Source organism: Pseudomonas sp. P1_F1_2 (assembly GCF_056405815.1).
This window is the reverse complement of record NZ_JBFUBK010000038.1, coordinates 24,890-41,681: the sequence shown is the minus strand read 5'-3', so window position 1 is coordinate 41,681 and position 16,792 is coordinate 24,890. Positions and strand designations below refer to the sequence as shown.

Annotated in this window: 11 protein-coding genes; 4 read left to right on the top strand and 7 right to left on the bottom strand. The window is 55.4% G+C overall.

Annotation, left to right across the window (positions count from 1 at the left end; genetic code table 11):
- Window positions 1-10 precede the first annotated feature (10 nt).
- On the top strand, window positions 11-814 hold the full coding sequence (locus tag AC1D2P_RS13630; RefSeq protein WP_109786089.1) for a SirB1 family protein: 804 nt from the start codon (window positions 11-13) through the stop codon (window positions 812-814).
- A gap of 36 nt (window positions 815-850) precedes the next feature.
- On the opposite strand, the gene maiA is transcribed toward AC1D2P_RS13630, so the two are convergent.
- From maiA to hmgA, 3 genes are read right to left on the bottom strand one after another with little or no spacing between them, the layout of a single operon-like run.
- Entirely contained in the window at window positions 851-1,486 is a 636-nt protein-coding gene (gene maiA / locus AC1D2P_RS13625; protein WP_477757737.1) for a maleylacetoacetate isomerase, read from the bottom strand.
- Window positions 1,487-1,498: 12 nt separating this feature from the next.
- The gene (fahA, locus tag AC1D2P_RS13620; protein ID WP_477757736.1) at window positions 1,499-2,803 is read right to left on the bottom strand and encodes a fumarylacetoacetase; all 1,305 of its coding nucleotides are present in this window, start codon (window positions 2,801-2,803) and stop codon (window positions 1,499-1,501) included.
- Between the two features lie 3 nt (window positions 2,804-2,806).
- Complete coding sequence (hmgA, locus tag AC1D2P_RS13615; protein WP_223523751.1) at window positions 2,807-4,111, bottom strand: homogentisate 1,2-dioxygenase; 1,305 nt, start codon at window positions 4,109-4,111, stop codon at window positions 2,807-2,809.
- A gap of 164 nt (window positions 4,112-4,275) precedes the next feature.
- Between hmgA and AC1D2P_RS13610 the strand changes: the two genes are divergently transcribed.
- Entirely contained in the window at window positions 4,276-5,067 is a 792-nt protein-coding gene (locus AC1D2P_RS13610; protein ID WP_109786093.1) for an IclR family transcriptional regulator, read from the top strand.
- A gap of 46 nt (window positions 5,068-5,113) precedes the next feature.
- Here the strand turns inward: AC1D2P_RS13610 and AC1D2P_RS13605 are convergent, their stop codons facing one another.
- The 4 genes from AC1D2P_RS13605 to AC1D2P_RS13590 all read right to left on the bottom strand — a co-directional run bounded on the left by AC1D2P_RS13605 (window position 5,114) and on the right by AC1D2P_RS13590 (window position 14,555).
- Entirely contained in the window at window positions 5,114-8,539 is a 3,426-nt protein-coding gene (locus AC1D2P_RS13605; RefSeq protein ID WP_477757735.1) for a hypothetical protein, read from the bottom strand.
- Between the two features lie 158 nt (window positions 8,540-8,697).
- On the bottom strand, window positions 8,698-11,229 hold the full coding sequence (locus AC1D2P_RS13600; protein WP_477757734.1) for a LuxR C-terminal-related transcriptional regulator: 2,532 nt from the start codon (window positions 11,227-11,229) through the stop codon (window positions 8,698-8,700).
- A gap of 140 nt (window positions 11,230-11,369) precedes the next feature.
- The gene (locus AC1D2P_RS13595) at window positions 11,370-12,737 is read right to left on the bottom strand and encodes a DUF1329 domain-containing protein (RefSeq protein WP_077430861.1); all 1,368 of its coding nucleotides are present in this window, start codon (window positions 12,735-12,737) and stop codon (window positions 11,370-11,372) included.
- 24 nt (window positions 12,738-12,761) lie between these two features.
- Window positions 12,762-14,555 (bottom strand): DUF1302 domain-containing protein, encoded by a 1,794-nt coding sequence (locus tag AC1D2P_RS13590; RefSeq protein ID WP_477757733.1) that lies wholly within the window; start codon window positions 14,553-14,555, stop codon window positions 12,762-12,764.
- Window positions 14,556-15,257: 702 nt separating this feature from the next.
- On the opposite strand from AC1D2P_RS13590, the gene AC1D2P_RS13585 reads away from it, so the two are divergent.
- Complete coding sequence (locus AC1D2P_RS13585) at window positions 15,258-16,526, top strand: hypothetical protein (RefSeq protein WP_477811465.1); 1,269 nt, start codon at window positions 15,258-15,260, stop codon at window positions 16,524-16,526.
- Window positions 16,526-16,783, top strand: coding sequence for a hypothetical protein (locus tag AC1D2P_RS13580; protein WP_046026861.1), 258 nt, complete (start codon window positions 16,526-16,528; stop codon window positions 16,781-16,783). Before AC1D2P_RS13585 ends, AC1D2P_RS13580 begins: the two co-directional genes overlap by 1 nt.
- Window positions 16,784-16,792 lie beyond the last annotated feature (9 nt).

The following is a 16,792-nucleotide window of genomic DNA, read 5'->3' as shown; positions in this document are numbered from 1 at the left end:
GGAGATTTTGATGACGCCCCGACAATGCTTCTTCGATTGCCTGCAACGTTCACCGCCCGCGCTGTTCGAGGCAGGGCTGTGGATGGCGGTCGAGCACGATGCCAGGCTGGCCCCCGAGGCAGTACTGGCCGACCTCAACGACCTGACACAGCAGGTCAGCCAGGGTTTGCCGATGTTGCCGGTCGCCGAACTGGCCCAGCCGTTGTTGCGGCGGATGAATGACCTGGGGTTCGCCCAGGACGACTTCACTCCGTTACGCCCTCAAGTCGCCTTGCTCAACAGAGTGCTGGAGCTGCGACGTGGCCAGCCGTTGTCCCTTGGGCTGATTGCATTGGAGTTGGCCAAACGACTGGAAATCCCGCTGGTGGGCGTCAACTTCCCCGGGCACTTCCTGTTGCGGGTTCCCGGTGCCGATCATCTGCTCGACCCTTGTGGCGGGCGCCGGTTATACCCCAACGACTGCCGTGAACTGCTGCATCGACAGTACGGCCCGAACATGAAACTCAGCGCTGACCATTTACTGACGGCTGACCCGGTGCAGATGATGCAGCGCCTGTCGCGAAACCTGCGTCAGCTGCACCTGTCCCACGATGACTACATCGGTGCCCTGATCGACGCCGAACGCGTACTGGAACTGGGCAACGCCAACGCCGCCGACTACCTGGCCAGGGCCAGCCTCTATCAACGGCTGGACTGTCCGAATGCCGAGCGATTTGATCTGGAGCATGCGCTGTTGCTCAGCGACGACCCGATCCAGCGGATTCGCCTGACGGAACGGCTGGGGCATTTGCCGCCCAACTCGATCGTCCATTGATTAATCGCCGGCTCCTACAGGGGTCAACATGAGGCTTTATGGGGTATCAGGCTGGTTGGCCGGGTGCGCCGTGATGAACGCTGGATGGGTGGCTGCCAGTGCCGCTACTCGGCGAATTCGTGGATACGCTTCGAGGGAAATATTGAATCGCTCGGCCGCGTACAGCTGCGGAATCAGGTAGACATCCGCCAATCCCGGTTCATCGCCAAAGCAATACCCTTCATCACCGATCAACCGTTCCACCGTCGCCAGCCCCTGGCTGATCCAGTGCCCGATCCACTCCACCACTTGCGGCTCGTCATGACCCAATTGGCGCAGCTTGTTGAGCACGCTGACGTTATGCAATGGATGCACGTCGCAACCAATCACCGCCGCCACACCGCGTTCATGGGCGCGGGCGGCAAGGTCTTTGGACAGCAGCGGCACCTGTGGATAACGTTCTTCCAGGTACTCGATGATCGCTGGCGACTGAATCAACAGATCGCCTTCGTCCGTGCGCAGAGCCGGCACCCGACCCTGCGGGTTGATGCCCAGATAAGGCGGCTGCCGATGTTCGCCACCTTGCGGTGCAATCAGGTTGATCGGCAGCGCCTGGTAGTCCAGGTCCTTGAGCGCCAATGCGATTCGCACCCGAAAAGACGAGGTCGAACGGTAGTAGGTATAGAGTTCCATGACCCGATCCTCTTAGCGAGCCGACAGCACTTTGCCGCGGCATTCGCCGAAACCGATAGAGGCAAAACCTTCACGGCTGCAACGGGCACGCAGGATGATTTCGTCGCCGTCTTCCAGGAATTTACGCACCTCACCCGACGCCAGTTCGATCGGCTTTTTACCGCCCTCGGTGATTTCCAGCAGGCTGCCGAACTGACCGCTTTCGGGACCGGACAAGGTGCCCGAGCCGAACAGGTCACCGGCCTGCAACTGGCAACCATTGACGCTGTGGTGCGCGACCATTTGCGCCACGGTCCAGTACATGTGTTGGGTGTTGCTGAGCGTCAGGCGATGGGCCGGCAACTTCTGCTCGCGCAGGCCTTCGGTGAGCAGCAGCACTTCGAGTTCGATGTCGAAACCGCCAGCGGCTTGATCGCGTTTGTCGAACAGGTACGGCAGCGGCTGCGGATCGCCTTCAGGGCGCGCAGCTTGCGGGCGACGGAACGGCTCCAGCGCTTCGGCCGTCACCACCCACGGTGAAATGCTGGTGATAAAGCTTTTCGACAGGAACGGCCCCAACGGCTGGTATTCCCACGCTTGAATGTCACGTGCCGACCAATCGTTGAGCAAGCAGAAACCGGCGATGTGATCAGCGGCATCACCGATGGCGATCGAGTCGCCCATCTCGTTGCCTTGGCCAATCCAGATGCCCAGTTCCAGTTCGTAGTCCAGACGCGCGCACGGACCAAATGTCGGCTCGGTCTGACCGGCCGGCAAGGTCTGGCCTTTCGGACGGCGAACGTCGGTACCGGACGGACGAATGGTCGAAGCGCGGCCGTGATAACCGATGGGGACGTACTTGTAGTTCGGCAGCAGCGGGTTATCGGGGCGGAACAGTTTGCCGACGTTTTGCGCGTGCTCGATACCGACGTAGAAGTCGGTGTAATCGTTGATTTTAGCTGGCAGGTGCATCTCGCAATTCGCCGCCAAGGGCAGCAGTTTTGCGCCTTGGGCTTCGATTTTTCCGTGCAGGGTGCTGCCTTCGGTGAACAGTTCCAGCAGACGTTGGCGCAAGGTAACGCGAGCGTCGCGGCCCAGTTCGAAAAACGCATTCAGTTGACCGCCACGGGTCGCTTCGACGGCCGCTTTCGCAGTACCATCGAACAGCCCGGCCTCCAGCGCCGCCTCCAGATCAAAAATATGCTCGCCGATCGCCACACCGCTGCGCGGGGCTGAACCGTTCACGCTGAACACACCCAACGGCAGGTTTTGCAGCGGGAAATCGGTGTGGCCGTTGGCGGAGGCAACCCAGCTACGAGTGATGGAAGTCTGAGTCATGGGTTATCTCCGGGTCGGGTCGAAAGTGGCAGGCAGCGTGGCCCAGCAGGCATCGTAGTTTGTTTGCAGTTGCGGGCAATCCAGGGCGAAACGGCTCGGGCGTAATACCTGGCTGGTCTCGAACATGAAGGCCATGGTGTTGTCGATTTTCGCTGGCGCCAGTTCCGCGTTGATCGCCTTGGTGCAGGTTTCACCGTCGGGACCGTGTGCGCTCATGCAGCTGTGCAAGGACGCACCGCCGGGCACAAAGCCTTCGGCCTTGGCATCGTATTCGCCTTTGATCAGCCCCATGAACTCGTTCATCAGATTGCGGTGGAACCACGGTGGACGGAAGGTTTTCTCGGCGACCATCCAGCGTGGCGGGAAGATCACGAAGTCCAGGTTGGCCAGGCCATGCACACTGGTTGGCGACGTCAGGACGGTGAAAATCGAAGGGTCCGGGTGATCGAAACTGACCGTGCCGATGGTATTGAAACGGCGCAGGTCATATTTGTACGGCACGTTATTGCCATGCCAGGCGACCACGTTCAGCGGCGAATGATCCAGCTCGCAGCCCCACAATTGACCAAGGAACTTCTGCACCAGCGTGGTCGGTTGCTTGAGATTTTCGTAATGCGCAACCGGCGTCAGGAAGTCCCGCGGGTTGGCCAGGCCATTGCTGCCGATCGGCCCCAGGTCCGGCAGACGCAACGGCGCGCCGTGGTTCTCGGCGATGTAACCGCGCGCTTGCGGGTCGAGCAGTTCGACGCGAAATTTCAGCCCGCGTGGCAATACGGCGATTTCCAGTGGTTCCAGATCCAGCACGCCGAGCTCGGTAGCAATTCGCAAGCGCCCCTGCTCTGGCACCAGCAGCAGTTCGCCGTCAGCGTTGAAGAAAACGCGCTCCATGGAGCGGTTGGCGCGGTAGCTAAGGATGCTGATCCCGGCAGGTTTTTCCGCGCCCGAGTTGGCGGCCATGCTCACCAGCCCATCGATGAAATCGGTCGGCTCGGTGGGGATGTCCAACGGGTTCCAGCGCAGGCGGTTGGGCGTCACTTCACCCAATGGGCCGCCGGCCAGTTGCCGATCCAGTTTGACGAACGCCGGATGATTGGCCGATGGCTGAATGCGGTACATCCATGTGCGCCGCGCTTCACTGCGAGCCATGGTAAACGCGGTGCCGGAGAACAGTTCGGTGTAGAGGCCATAGGGGGCTTTTTGCGGGGAATTCTGGCCGACGGGCAGTGCGCCGGGCAACGCTTCACTGCTGAACTCGTTGCCGAAGCCTGACTGGTAAGCCAGCGCTGGCGCGGTTGAATCAGGGTTCATGGAGCCTCCTGAACAGGGAGTAGGCAGTGGCCTGTCACTCTGTTGCAGAGGTTCGGCACGCCTGGGTTATTTTTATCGTAATTTGATTACGCATAACGTAATTTGATTGGTATTGACCGTCAAGCTATAAAGACGCCCATTCGTCCCGGGATCAGACCGCCTCCATGGAAACGCCGCGCAACAACGACAAGCAGAAAGTCCGCTCGGCCGAGGTCGGCACCGACATCCTCAAGGCCTTGGCACAGTTGTCGCCATCGACCTCGCTGTCGCGCCTGGCCGAACACGTGCAGATGCCGGCGAGCAAGGTCCATCGCTATCTGCAGGCGCTGATCGCCAGCGGCTTTGCCGAGCAGAACACCGCCACCAACCACTACGGCCTCGGGCGTGAAGCCTTGCGCGTCGGTCTTGCCGCACTCAACAGTATGGATGTGCTGAAAGTCGCTGCCCTGCCGTTGGCCGAACTGCGCGATGAACTGAACGAAACCTGCTTTTTGGCGGTGTGGGGCAATCAGGGTGCGACCGTGGTTCACATCGAACCGGCGGTGCGCGCGGTGACGGTGGTGACGCAGTTGGGTTCGGTGTTGCCATTGCTCAGTTCATCCACCGGTTTGGTGTTCGGCGCGTTTCTGCCAAAGCGTGAAACCGTCGACTTGCGCGAGCAGGAACTGCAAACCGCCAACGTTCATACGCTGGCGGACGATCAGGCCTACACGGCATTGTGCGAACAGATCCGCGAGCGCGGTCTGCATCATGTGCACGGCTTGCTGATGCCCGGTGTCGATGCGTTGTCAGCGCCGGTATTCAATGCCGTCGGGAATGTTGCAGCCGTCATGACCATTGTTGGCCCGGCGTCGTTGTTTTACGCAGACGAAAACGGCCCGGCGGCGCAGCGATTGCTGGCGGCGACGCGGGCCGTGAGTTGGCGGATGGGGTATGAGCCATCCCGTTCTATCTGATCTCTGTCGACCTCAGTATCCAGCCTGCACAGAGTAAAGAGAAAAATTAATGCACTGTGGTTTTGCTGGTATTGACGTCTTGTTCACCCAGCACGTCTTGAACGATTTCGAGCAGTCTTTCATGACCGAGTTTCTGCCCCGTGGCCTTAGATACCATGCTCACAACGGTTTTTGCATCACCAAACAACTGGATCAAACTCTTCTGGGCATTGGTGACCTCTTTTGCACCCCGAGTTGCCTGCCCCAGGCTCACCAGTCCGATCAATGCGTCCTTGAAGTATTTAAACGAGGCATCGTAATCGCCATAGTAATGTGCCTTTACGCCATCGTAGAAATTTTTACCCAGTTCTACAATCGTCACCAACACACCAACAGGAGGAATAACTAAACTAATAACAGTGGCAGCCAACATCACATTATCATAAATCAGGCCCGCAATAATCTCATTAAGACTGGTGGTTTGTTCATCGACATCATCAATGACCCGATTCACTTTGATTTCATATGAAGCTCGCAGATCCCTGACCCTGGACATGTACGAAGGCACAGGCGCCGCAACTGTGTCAGCACGACTCTGAAGCAGATCAAAATAGTCGTTGACCACCTTTTTATCTGCGACTTTTATTCGATTGATGTAATAACTCCTGAACGGACCAAAACGAAGCCTGACAGCGGAAGCAAAATGACCGATGGGGCGAAACGCCGCACCATCCGGTGCATCCGGAGTATAAAGAAAATCTTCAAGTCCTTTAGCGGTCTTAATCCTGAATATATAAACACCCGCCACCTCACGAGTTTTTAAAATATTAAATCTATAGACACTTTCCTCATTGACCACAGGATTCTCATACAATTGTCCTTGCGGAACTTTCAGATCAAGAATAAGTTTTTCAATACTTCTAAACTGATCACCGTCCAATCCAACATCAAAGAACTGAGTCAGTAAAGCCTGATGCATCTCACAGTGCACACGTTTGAAGTTTACTTCTCGTCTGAAGGTGTAGGATGAATGACGCTCAGCCAGATAATCAGATTTCAGAAAGTCAATATATTTTTCTCCCGAGCGAAGTGTTTTAGACCACGAGGCAATATCTCGTATATCGAGCTTGTCGAGGGGTGGGTGGACAGCTCTCCAATAAAATTTAGGATACTGCCCTGGAACGGGTTGAGGACTATTATTAGGCTCAAAGCTACGCCCCTCGACAATCAGTTCCGTCAGACTCATCTGCTCATCCGAGCTTATTTGCACATAAACCATATCGGGATCGACATTGACGTAACTCCCGCGAGAACGAAGTACCGCCTCTACCCTTTCTTTAATAAGCTCTCGGGAATATTCCTCAAAGGAAGGAAACGCCGTTTCGCGGGACTCTACAGTGTAAAGCGCTTTGAGCTCTGTATTTAGACGAGCATGTTGCTGACGCAACAGTCGCGGCACATTTCGGTAATAGGCCGGAGCTGCCTGATTGATTTTCGCTAACGACCAATCATAATTCAGCCCCACAAAACGGGTCAGTGGTATTCGCGTCTCTCTATTTAAAACTATGGACTTGAGGTTACTCAGAATCGGTTTTATAACGTGCTGACGCAGCCTTTCCCCCACACTTGGAACATCATTGGCATTCATAAGCGAAGCCGCATAACCAGAATCGCTATTCATCCATTCCCCAAGTTTTTCCTTAAAGGCATTAAACTCAGCAAAACGAAGGACCTCATATTCCCCTTTTGGGGTTTTCAAGAAGACCAGTTGTGTACCAAACGATTTTTGCGCCCCCCAGAACAGCATGACATCATTCAAACAATGGGACGCTCCGTCGAAGTACACGCCATTAATCTCAACCGCCAATTCACCTTGCAATCCACGCTCAACCAACCGGACATCGTTATCGTTGATCTTTCCGGTGTATCGAGCTATCCACAGTGCGAGTTCCAATTTACTCGACAATCGATTGAGACAGGCATCGTGATAGGCCTGTGACGGATAAAAGGGCGCCGCCTCCACAAAATCGCGTCGTACATCGACAGTCTGCAACCAGTATTCAAGCTTTTCGGGAGTCAAGCCAGGAATTGACTGAGCGCCCTCGAAACGCATCTGGACCCTGTGTCCACCATCGTGCAATCCGAAAATAATCTGTTCTGTCAGGGTCCTTGCGTCCTCCTGAACGATCGTCCGACCACCGATTTTGAGCTCATACCGGCTATGAACTTTTATCGTATCGGGGTTGATTTCAACGCCGAACGCACTGCGGGCCCAATCTTTAACCTTTCTGCGAGCATACAAGGTCAGGGAAAAATGCTCATCGGACTTAACTTGAAACTCGGCGTCGTAATTATCCGCCGATTCTTCAAGTTCCTCATACCGCAGCTGAACGTTCTTGTCCGACGCTTTTAACCAGTCCGGCCAACCGGCACGATTGACTGCCGCCTTCAACACCTCGAATTGAGCTGACCAGTTTGATTTCACCGCGTCCAGTCGCTGAATCGCTTCCAACTCAACGAGCAAATTCGGGCTATGGCTATCACCAAAGTTTAAAAGCCTCGAAAAATCATCGCGCTGTTGCTTTAGACGACTATCGATACAAAAATCGAATATATCCTCTTGCACATTCTTATAGGACACACTGGTTTTCGAGACAGACCATCGCGAACACAATGCCGCATGCATATCATTACTCGTGACGAAAAATTCGAAACCGCTTTCTGGCGTGTACACCACACAAGTGTGCCAGTCGTCATCCAGAGAAAGTTCTGAAGGTGTCAGCCCGTTCATATTGACTACAAAGCTGGAAGGAAACGTCGCCGGAATTTTGTTTGGTACTTCCAATACGATGCGGTATAAAGCAGTACCCTTTCCCGACAGCAGGAGTTCCGAAACCCGTCGCCCTTGGGAAGAGTCCAATACTCCTCCAATAGTACTCAGCGACAGTTGGGCCATCAACGCATGCGCCTGTAATTGCTTCAAGACATCTTTGTTCGTCGAAGCCGGATTATCAATCACTCCGGCATTGGTCAGCCAGTATCGATCAACGCTTGCGCGATGCTCCGATCTGAGATCACTTATTGCTTTTACCAGAATGCGTTCGACCGATTGAATACTGAGGCCTTGAACAGCGTATGCATTATTTGTAGTGTTCGGTCGTGTGTATACACCATCCACCCCAAAAATATAGTTAGGAGATATATTTTTTTCCAAACACTCGAAAAAAACATCCAGCAAAGTACCTGATGGACGAGTTTTCTGCTCAGCTGTGTAAGCACCTCTGGTAATAAAAATATTTTCAGCATTCAGCGCCACATTATACTCATGTACTTTCAGCGCTAACCGGTCACGGGTCATTTCCTTAAATGAAGGAACATCACCCAGAAACGCCAAAAGTTGCTCCCCCACCTGCCGAACCTTCGCCAACTCAGTGGAAGCCTGCACGGTTCCTTGCGGAGCATCGAGCATCAAACTGTTATAACTTGCACTCATCTTAGTTATCCTTGATAGAGACAGACCAGAAGCAACTTCATGTCACTTCACCTGCAGAGGCCCAACCCTAATAACTTTTCACCGCGCTGAAAACACCAAATCCATTTCAAGTAATTTAGTCATCAAACAATAATATTAAAACAACCACCCCCCCACATTTAACACAACCTTAATAACTTCGCCTTTGCCACTGCTTGCGTTCTCCGGGCAACACCCAACTTCCCATGAATTCGGCGCGCATGAGTCTTAACCGTATGTAAGGAGATATAAAGCTGCTCAGCTATTTGCTGATTGGAATTCCCTTGAGCAATTAACGCGAGCACTTCCAACTCGCGTCGGCTGAGCGGGCCTGCGTCCACGACAGACGGCAAATCGCTTACTTCACGTTCAAAATCCGGTTGTCGCAATTTCAATTCACGCAACGCTTGGTGGAGACCATGACGCTTAACCAATTGCTGACCGCACTGTAAAGCACGCTCAGCAAGGGAACTATCCCCCATCAACCAAGCGACTTGCCCCAGTGCCAACTGCAGTTCTGCCTCCAGGCTTAACATGCCTCTCTGTTGCGCCTGATCTATCAATCCAAACAGTTGAATTTGCGGCTGGTTTGCTTGGTGCAAACAGGTTTGCGCTAAAATCAGCAGGTATTCAATGCGTGGTATGAGATCAAGGGTGGCGGGGGGCGCCTGTCGCGCCTGAGGCCCACGATAATGACGCAAGACCCGCGTCAAGGCCTCAACCGCTAATTCGGGACGGCCCTGCTGGAGCCAGATTTGACTGCTGATTTGCAACAGCACACCGCGGTAAACAGTGTCGGGAATCTGCCGCTGTTGCATCAAGCGTTCGGCGTCGCGCAGATGGGCAAACGCCTGGGCATAGTCGCTCTGATTGGCCGCCACCTGAGCCAAACCGAGGAACCCATAAAGCACCCGTTTGTCGTGACTGCGCAGACAGATCTGCATCCCGGCTTCGAAATATTCGGCGGCCTGTGCATCCAGGCCCTGAGACAAGTTCAAGCGCCCACGGCGCAAGGCAATTCGCCCAAGCAAGGGCCCGGCGATCTGCTGCTGTTGAGTGAGTAGGCCATGTACATTCGCGAGCAAACTTTCGGCACGTTGAGGAGCGCCACGTTGCTCCAGTAATTGCGCGTGATCGAGTTCAAGCAGACCTTCGAACACCAGCGAGCCTTGTGCTCGTGCCAGGCACAACGCATCGCGGTTTATCGCCTGCGCCAAATCGAGTTCGCCCCTGAGCAGGGCTTGTTGCGTCAAACCCGACAGGCACATCAAACGTACGGGCCAGAGTTCAGCACCGAGCACGCTTAGCGCGTCGAGAAAATGCGCGCGTGAACCCTCCATGCGCCCTTGCAAATGCAGTAGCCAGCCTTGCTGGGCCTGCCAGCGCGCAATCAATTGCCGCTGAAGGAGCGCCGACGGTTGAGGGGTGAATCGAGACAGATGTTCGATGCATTCGGCCGCTTGCTCGAATCGACCGGCAAACAGCAAGGCTGCGGTGATCAACCCGACCAATTGCGGCGAGCCGAGCGTCAGTTCGTCGCCGTGCTGCTCATGCAAACGCAGCAACAGGACCACTGTCTGCTCCTCGAATAGATGCTCGAAACTGAAGTGCTGCAGCAGGCTGACCGCGACTTCGAATTCTTCGGCCAGCAAGGCCTGCTCGAAGGCGGCTTTCCAGTCCTGTTCAGCCGTGAACCATTGGCAGGCACGTCGATGCCAGGAACGACCGGCTGGCCATTGCTCATTGCGTATCGTGTGAGTGAGCGGAGCGAAAATTTGCAGCCAGTCTGCCGAGTCCTGCCAAGGCTCGATAAAACAGCCCAGTTCCTGCAACACCTTCAGGTACGCGCAGCCTTCACCGGCCCCAAACAGGTGATCGCAAAGGCTTGCATTGAAACGTGGCAAATGCGCCAGGACCCGCCAGACCTCCGCCAATTCCGGGGTCAGCACAGCGAACAACTCGTGCTGCAGGTAATCAAGCAACGTGTCCGTTTGCCCTTGAAGTGTGTTGTTGCGCGACCAATCACATTTTTGCAGCAGCGCAATCCGTACGCCCGCACACCAGCCGCCACTGCGCTGGATGATTTTACTGGCGGCGTTGTTGGCGTCTGCCTGCGGCAGATGGCGCAACAGTGCGGCGATCTCGGTTTGATTGAAGGCCAGCGTCGAGTGCTCACATTCATACAATTCGTCATCGAGCAGCAACCGCGGCCAGTTGCATTGCGGGCGCCGACGAGCGCCCATCCACCAGGTCAACATCGGGCTGCTGACCGCCAGCATGCGATCCAGCAACAAGTCCAGTTCGGGGTTCGGGACGCGGCAATAGTCGTCGAGAAACAGCCAGGTCGGCGTCTGCAATCGCGCCAGTTGCCCCAGCAATTCAGTTTCGCCTGACGAGGCCAGCCCTAGCGTCTCGGCCAGACGTTGTCGAAAATCAGCGGTGCTCATTGCCACGCCAGACAACGGCAACCAACACACACGACACTGCGGCGGTGCCTGCAACAGGCATTCGGCGAGCAGTGCGGTCTTGCCACTGCCCGCTGGTGCGCAGAGCAATTTCACCCGCGCCGTGGAGGCCAGCAGCGGCTCGGTCAAACGCTCACGCGACAGATGATGGGAGGACAGTCTGGGCAAAAATCCAGAACGGTCCAGACACGGAGTCATGGCGGTCATTGCGGCGTGCCTTTTTATAATTGTCCGCCAACCCTAGACCTGTCCAAGCCGCTTGTTGAGAAGTATTCAGCACGCTGATTGGCGCCCATAAAAAAGGCGACCGAGCGGTCGCCTTTTGTCCTGCGAAGGTATCAGCCCCGTTACCGAACCCCTTCGGCACGCAACGCCGATGGCGTGAAGTCGTTAACCTTGGCTTCAAAGGCAAACTCAAAACTGTGTTTCTCTTCGTTCTTCATGCCCAGTGCAATGTACCGGCCGGCAATGATGTCGTAGAGCGCTTCCAGCGTGTAGGCCTGGGCCTGGTGATCGTAGTAATACTGAGCGTGACCCTCCGCCACTCGCCACAGTTGCCCGCGACCGTCGTAGTGATCCACCAGCGCCACTTGCCAGCTGTCTTCGTCGATGTACATGTGGCGCTTGGCGTAGATGTGGCGCTCGCTCGGCTTGACCGTGCCGATCACTTCCCAGACGCGGTGCAGCTCATATCGGGTCAGGTCCTGGTTAATGTGGCCGGCCTTGACGATGTCGTCGTACTTGAGGCTCGGCGAATCCAGTTTGTAGCTGTTGTAAGGGATGTACATCTCCTTCTTGCCGACCAGTTTCCAGTCGTAGCGATCCGGTGCGCCGGAGAACATGTCGTAGTTGTCGGAGGTACGCAGACCGTCAGCAGCGGTGCCCGGGCCGTCATAGGCCACTTGCGGGGCACGACGCACACGGCGCTGGCCGGCGTTGTAGATCCACGCCAGACGCGGCTCTTTCACCTGATCGAGGGTTTCGTGCACCAACAGTACGTTACCGGCCAGACGTGCCGGTGCGGTCACCGACTGTTTGAAGAAAGTCAGCACGTTGGCGGCTTTGTCCGCGTCCATGTCCTTCATCAGTTGCGGGACGGCGATTTCTTCCTCGAAGCGGATCGGCGTGTAGCTGCCGTTGGTTTGCGGGGTCACCTGGGTGATGATGCGTTTGAGGTTGCCGCCGTGGTAACGGGTGATGTGGTTCCACAACACTTCGACGCCATTCTTGGGAATCGGGAATGCGTAGTAACGGTTGCCGGTGAAACCCGCCAATCCGTTACCGTCATTGATGGTGCTCACGCTCAGTGCACTGCGCTTGGCTGACTCGTAGATCTCTGGCGGCACGGCCACAGTACGGTGGGTCGGGTAGACCGGAATCTTGTAGGTTTCCGGGTAGCGTTTGAACATCGCCACCTGGCCTTCCGACAACTTGTCCTTGTACTTGTCGACCGTCGCGGGGGTGATTACAAACAGTGGTTTTTCGTTGCCGAACGGGTCAGCCAGAAAACCTTTGCTGTCCACTGCACCGGCGTTTTTCGGGATGCCGCCGGTCCAGGCCGGAATAGAGCCGTCAGCGTTGCCGGCCTTCTCGGCGCCCAGCGGCGTGAGGCTGGTGCCCAGTTTGTTGGCTTCTTCCGGCGACACCGCCGCCATCACGTTGACAGCCAGCAAGCTCAGGGCCAGGGCGCCACATTGCAGAATCATCTTGCGCATTGAAATCATCCTTTCTCAGCCAGATCAGAAGTTCACGCCGAAGCTCAGCGCCACGAAGTCGCGGTCTTCGAGGACGTTGAAGTCACCACCAAAAAAGTCGGTGTAGCTCAGGCTCGCGGTATAGGTGTTGCGGTAGTCGGCATCGACACCGACGCTGACCGCTTTGGCGCCTTCGTTGAACAGCCCGTTGGGGCCGTAGCCGGCGACATCGTGCGACCAGGACAGGTTGGGTTTGAGGTTGATCCCGGCGAACACGTCGGCGTAATCAAGGATTGCCCGCGCGCGGTAGCCCCAGGAGGTCGAAGTGACAAACCCGTCAGTTTCGCCACCAAAACCGTATTGCCCGTAGACCGAATCACGGCCGTAACGCAAGTGGCTGCGTCCCTCCAGGCCACCGACATGAACCACCGCCGCTTCGCCGACCACGGTGAGCCGCTGAGCCCCCAGTACCTGATCGAAGAACTGCGTCAGCGAGCTCTGGATTTGCGTGACTTCCTTGCGACGGTAGCCTTTGTTGTCGGCACCGGGCGTCGAGACGATCGGCGATGCCAGACCACCGGCAATCGGGTTGAGCATCGCCAGTGTCAGGTCGTTGGTGTTGACCTGTACGGGCGCGTTCGGGCGATAGCTGATCTCGCCACTCCACGCGGTACCGGTGGACAATGTGGTGGAGAAACTCGCGCCATAAAGACGAATGTCCTCCGGATAATCGAGGTAATACTGACCGCGTCCCAGCATCACACTTTGCGCCAGCCCCGAGCCGCTGCCAGGTGCCAGCCGGTTTGCGGTGGCGACCATGCCCGGCAGGCTGGCCAGCGTCGAGGCGCCTGCGGTGACGGTGCCCACCGTCGGTGAGCGGCTGTGGTAGTTCATGAAATACAGGCCGTACTCGGTGTCATCACCGAGCCAGCGCAATGCCGTGCCCCACTGCCCGGAATCCCGCGCATCGCGGTCGCCGCCACGGGGAACGACCACACCTTCGCGAGTCACCAGAATCGGTTGGCCGAACGCAGCGGCCAGCGGTGCCAACGGGGCAATCGCGGGATTGCCGACGGTGTAATTGTTGTTGCAACCATCGGCCGCCACGTCGACCGCGAAGAACGTGCCGCAGTTGTCGAGAACGGTCTGGTCCCACTCCAGTTGGTAGAAACCTTCGACCGAGAGCTGATCCGTCAGGCCTTGGGAAACGTACAACATGTTTACCGGGATCAGGCCTTCCTTGATCTCGGCGCCCGGACGACGAAACGCAGAGACGTCGATCGGGTTGATGCTGTTGATCGAGTTGCCGATGAAGGTACTTTCCCCCCAACTGACCACTTGCTTGCCGGCGCGCACGCTGCCTGGGCGGTCGACAATGTTGTAGTTGTGATAAACGAAGGCGTCGAGAATTTGCCCGCCGGAAGACTTGGCGCCTTCCTTGCGACCCTTGTTGCTGATCGGCTTGAAGTCGCGGTCTTCATCTTCCAGTTCAAAGTCGTACCAGTACTTGCCTCGAACGAACACACCGGTGTCGCCGTATTTCAGTTCGAGGTCGTGAATCCCTTTGAAGATTTTGGAAAAGGTTTCACCCTTGCTGAAGTTCAGCCGCCCGTCATCACCGGTCGATGACTGCCCGGTCCCGCCGTTCACGGTGCCGACCAAAGACTTGTCGGCATCGCGCATGCCCCAACTCGCGCCGATGGACAGCGAGGAGTCAAACGTCCCCTCGATCTCCCCAATGTTGAATGAAACAGCCTGCGCCTGGGCACAGCAACCCAAGGCCACCGCAGCGGCCAGCGCTTGCGGCGTGAAGATGGCGCGCATTGTTGTTTTTGTCATGCGTCTTCCCCGGTGAGTGACAGAAGGCCCCACCCTACTGCCGCAACCCGAGAGCGATAAGCGCACCAAGGAGGTATTCGGGATGTACCTCTAAAGGATGAATGGCCCGCAGGGACGCGGGTTTGCGCAGGGTATGGATGGGCTGGATGGCGGGTTATCAGTCAGATGCATGCGACCACGTAGCCGCCATGAAAATCCGGGACTGTTGCTGGGGCTGCAACACTGCATGTCGCGAATCGCTATTTTTCCTTTTAGGTCAGGGGCTTATTCTTGCCGGGCTTTCAGGGRCAACCCGCTGAAGCACGAATCCAGATGAATCGATGCTTATCGATTGATCGCCCTGTGTACACAGACGTTGTTTTGTAGCTCCTGATCCAACGTCTTATTTGGCCGCTGCGTTTGCAGCGGCCTTTTTTATGTCTGTTGAAAAGCCGATCGTCCTGTTCTACGAGAAACATCCGAAAACCACATGGGAAATTTCTTCTTGTACAGAAGTATTCCGACTCGCTTGCTTTAGCCTGCCGAAACTTCACTCAATCTCACACACACTTACTTACAGCCCAATCAGAATCATGCACCAAAGTTTTGCTGTAACTTGAAACAAGTCGACCGTAAACCGACAAACAGAAATCAGTACAAACCGAATATTTTCACCACCCCATCAATCCCCCATTCAACAAGCACGTTCAAAAGGATATGAATATGCAAAAACCCCCAACATGGGAGTTGACCGAAGCTGTTCACACGACTGCAATTACCCCTTTACACATGCGCATCGTCCCTGCTACTTCATCAGTCATTCCCCACAGCGGCACGTTTGGCCCTCACAACCCCCAACATATTGTAATTGCGAACTCAGATAAAATAGAAACCACCAAAAAGTCGCTTGAACAAGCACATCAAACCCGCACTCGCCAACTACCACAAACCATCGAACATGAACTCGCCACCACAAGACTAGAGTTTTCAAATCAACCTCTTTCTCCAGCAGACGCGATCATTCGTGAACTAGGTGCTCGGAACACTCTTCTGCATCGAAAGACCACTGACTTCCATCAAAAAATAAATCTCGCCAATCAGTTTTATGGCGGTGATCCGCTAGGCCGTAGCTTGGTTGAGTTCTATCAAAAAGCAACGACCATGGAACAACGGGTCATGCCCAGTGGTATTGCAATGAACACTTGGGCTGCCTCGTACGCCGCGGCACACGAGGCCAGGCTACTCGCGCAATCCATTCAGATACTGAACCAGCAACACGTGCAGGTACTTAATTGGCTGGCTGCAGTACAAGCTAATGACCAAACGCAAGCGGCGGCGGCAGAAGCCCAACGAGTAGCTGCCGAAAGCACCAGGATCGTAGCCGAACAGCAACGCCTGAAAGCAATAGCTGATGCAGCACGCCGGGAACAAGAGCAAGTCAGGTTGCACGAACAGGCTCGGCTTGCAGCAGTTGCGGAAACCGAACAGTTAGCTATCGAGCAAGCTAGAAAGGCTGCCGATAAGGCGCGCGCCGCGCAACTTAAGGAGCAGGCCCAGGCTCAAGAAAATGCACGAATCGCAACATTGATAACAGCGTTGGCCGAGGCGCAAGCAAATGCACAAGCTGCCGCAGAGCATTTCGCAGCCGAACAGGCTCGTCTACAAGATGAAATGGAGCAGCGAATCGAGCAGATACAAAAGCAACTAGAAACAAAAAGGCAGAGCCTGGAGATTCGCTGGAAAGTCACTGACAYGGATCTGCGCTACTACACTCATGAGATACGAGAACTAGATCGTTACAGGGCATTCGGATATAGCGACAGCGCATCCCCTTCCGACGAGTCTCAAATATGGAACAATGCACATACGGCTACTCTTGAGGACTACAAGCCAGGAAGCGAACTGTCAATTTTGTATAACGAAGAAGCTATTGCAGCAATGAATGCACAAGACCAAAGAGAGTACGAAAAAGACATGAGGAGTTTCGAATGATGAACACTGTCGAACAAATCATCAAAAACGAATCGGTAGAAGATGTAGTTTCGTTTTTCGCACTTTTCAGATCTGCCCAAGATGTCGACAGAATGTATAGTCGCCACCGTCAGGAGATAGTTTTAAACGGCGAACTGGTAAACACTTACAACTCGCTTTTCAGCAATGGCGTACTGATTAGCGACAAAAATGGAAAAACCGTTAAGGGACCTAACTGGAAGACCCCAAAATTTATGACCGAAAATAAATACTCTTAACAAGCGATT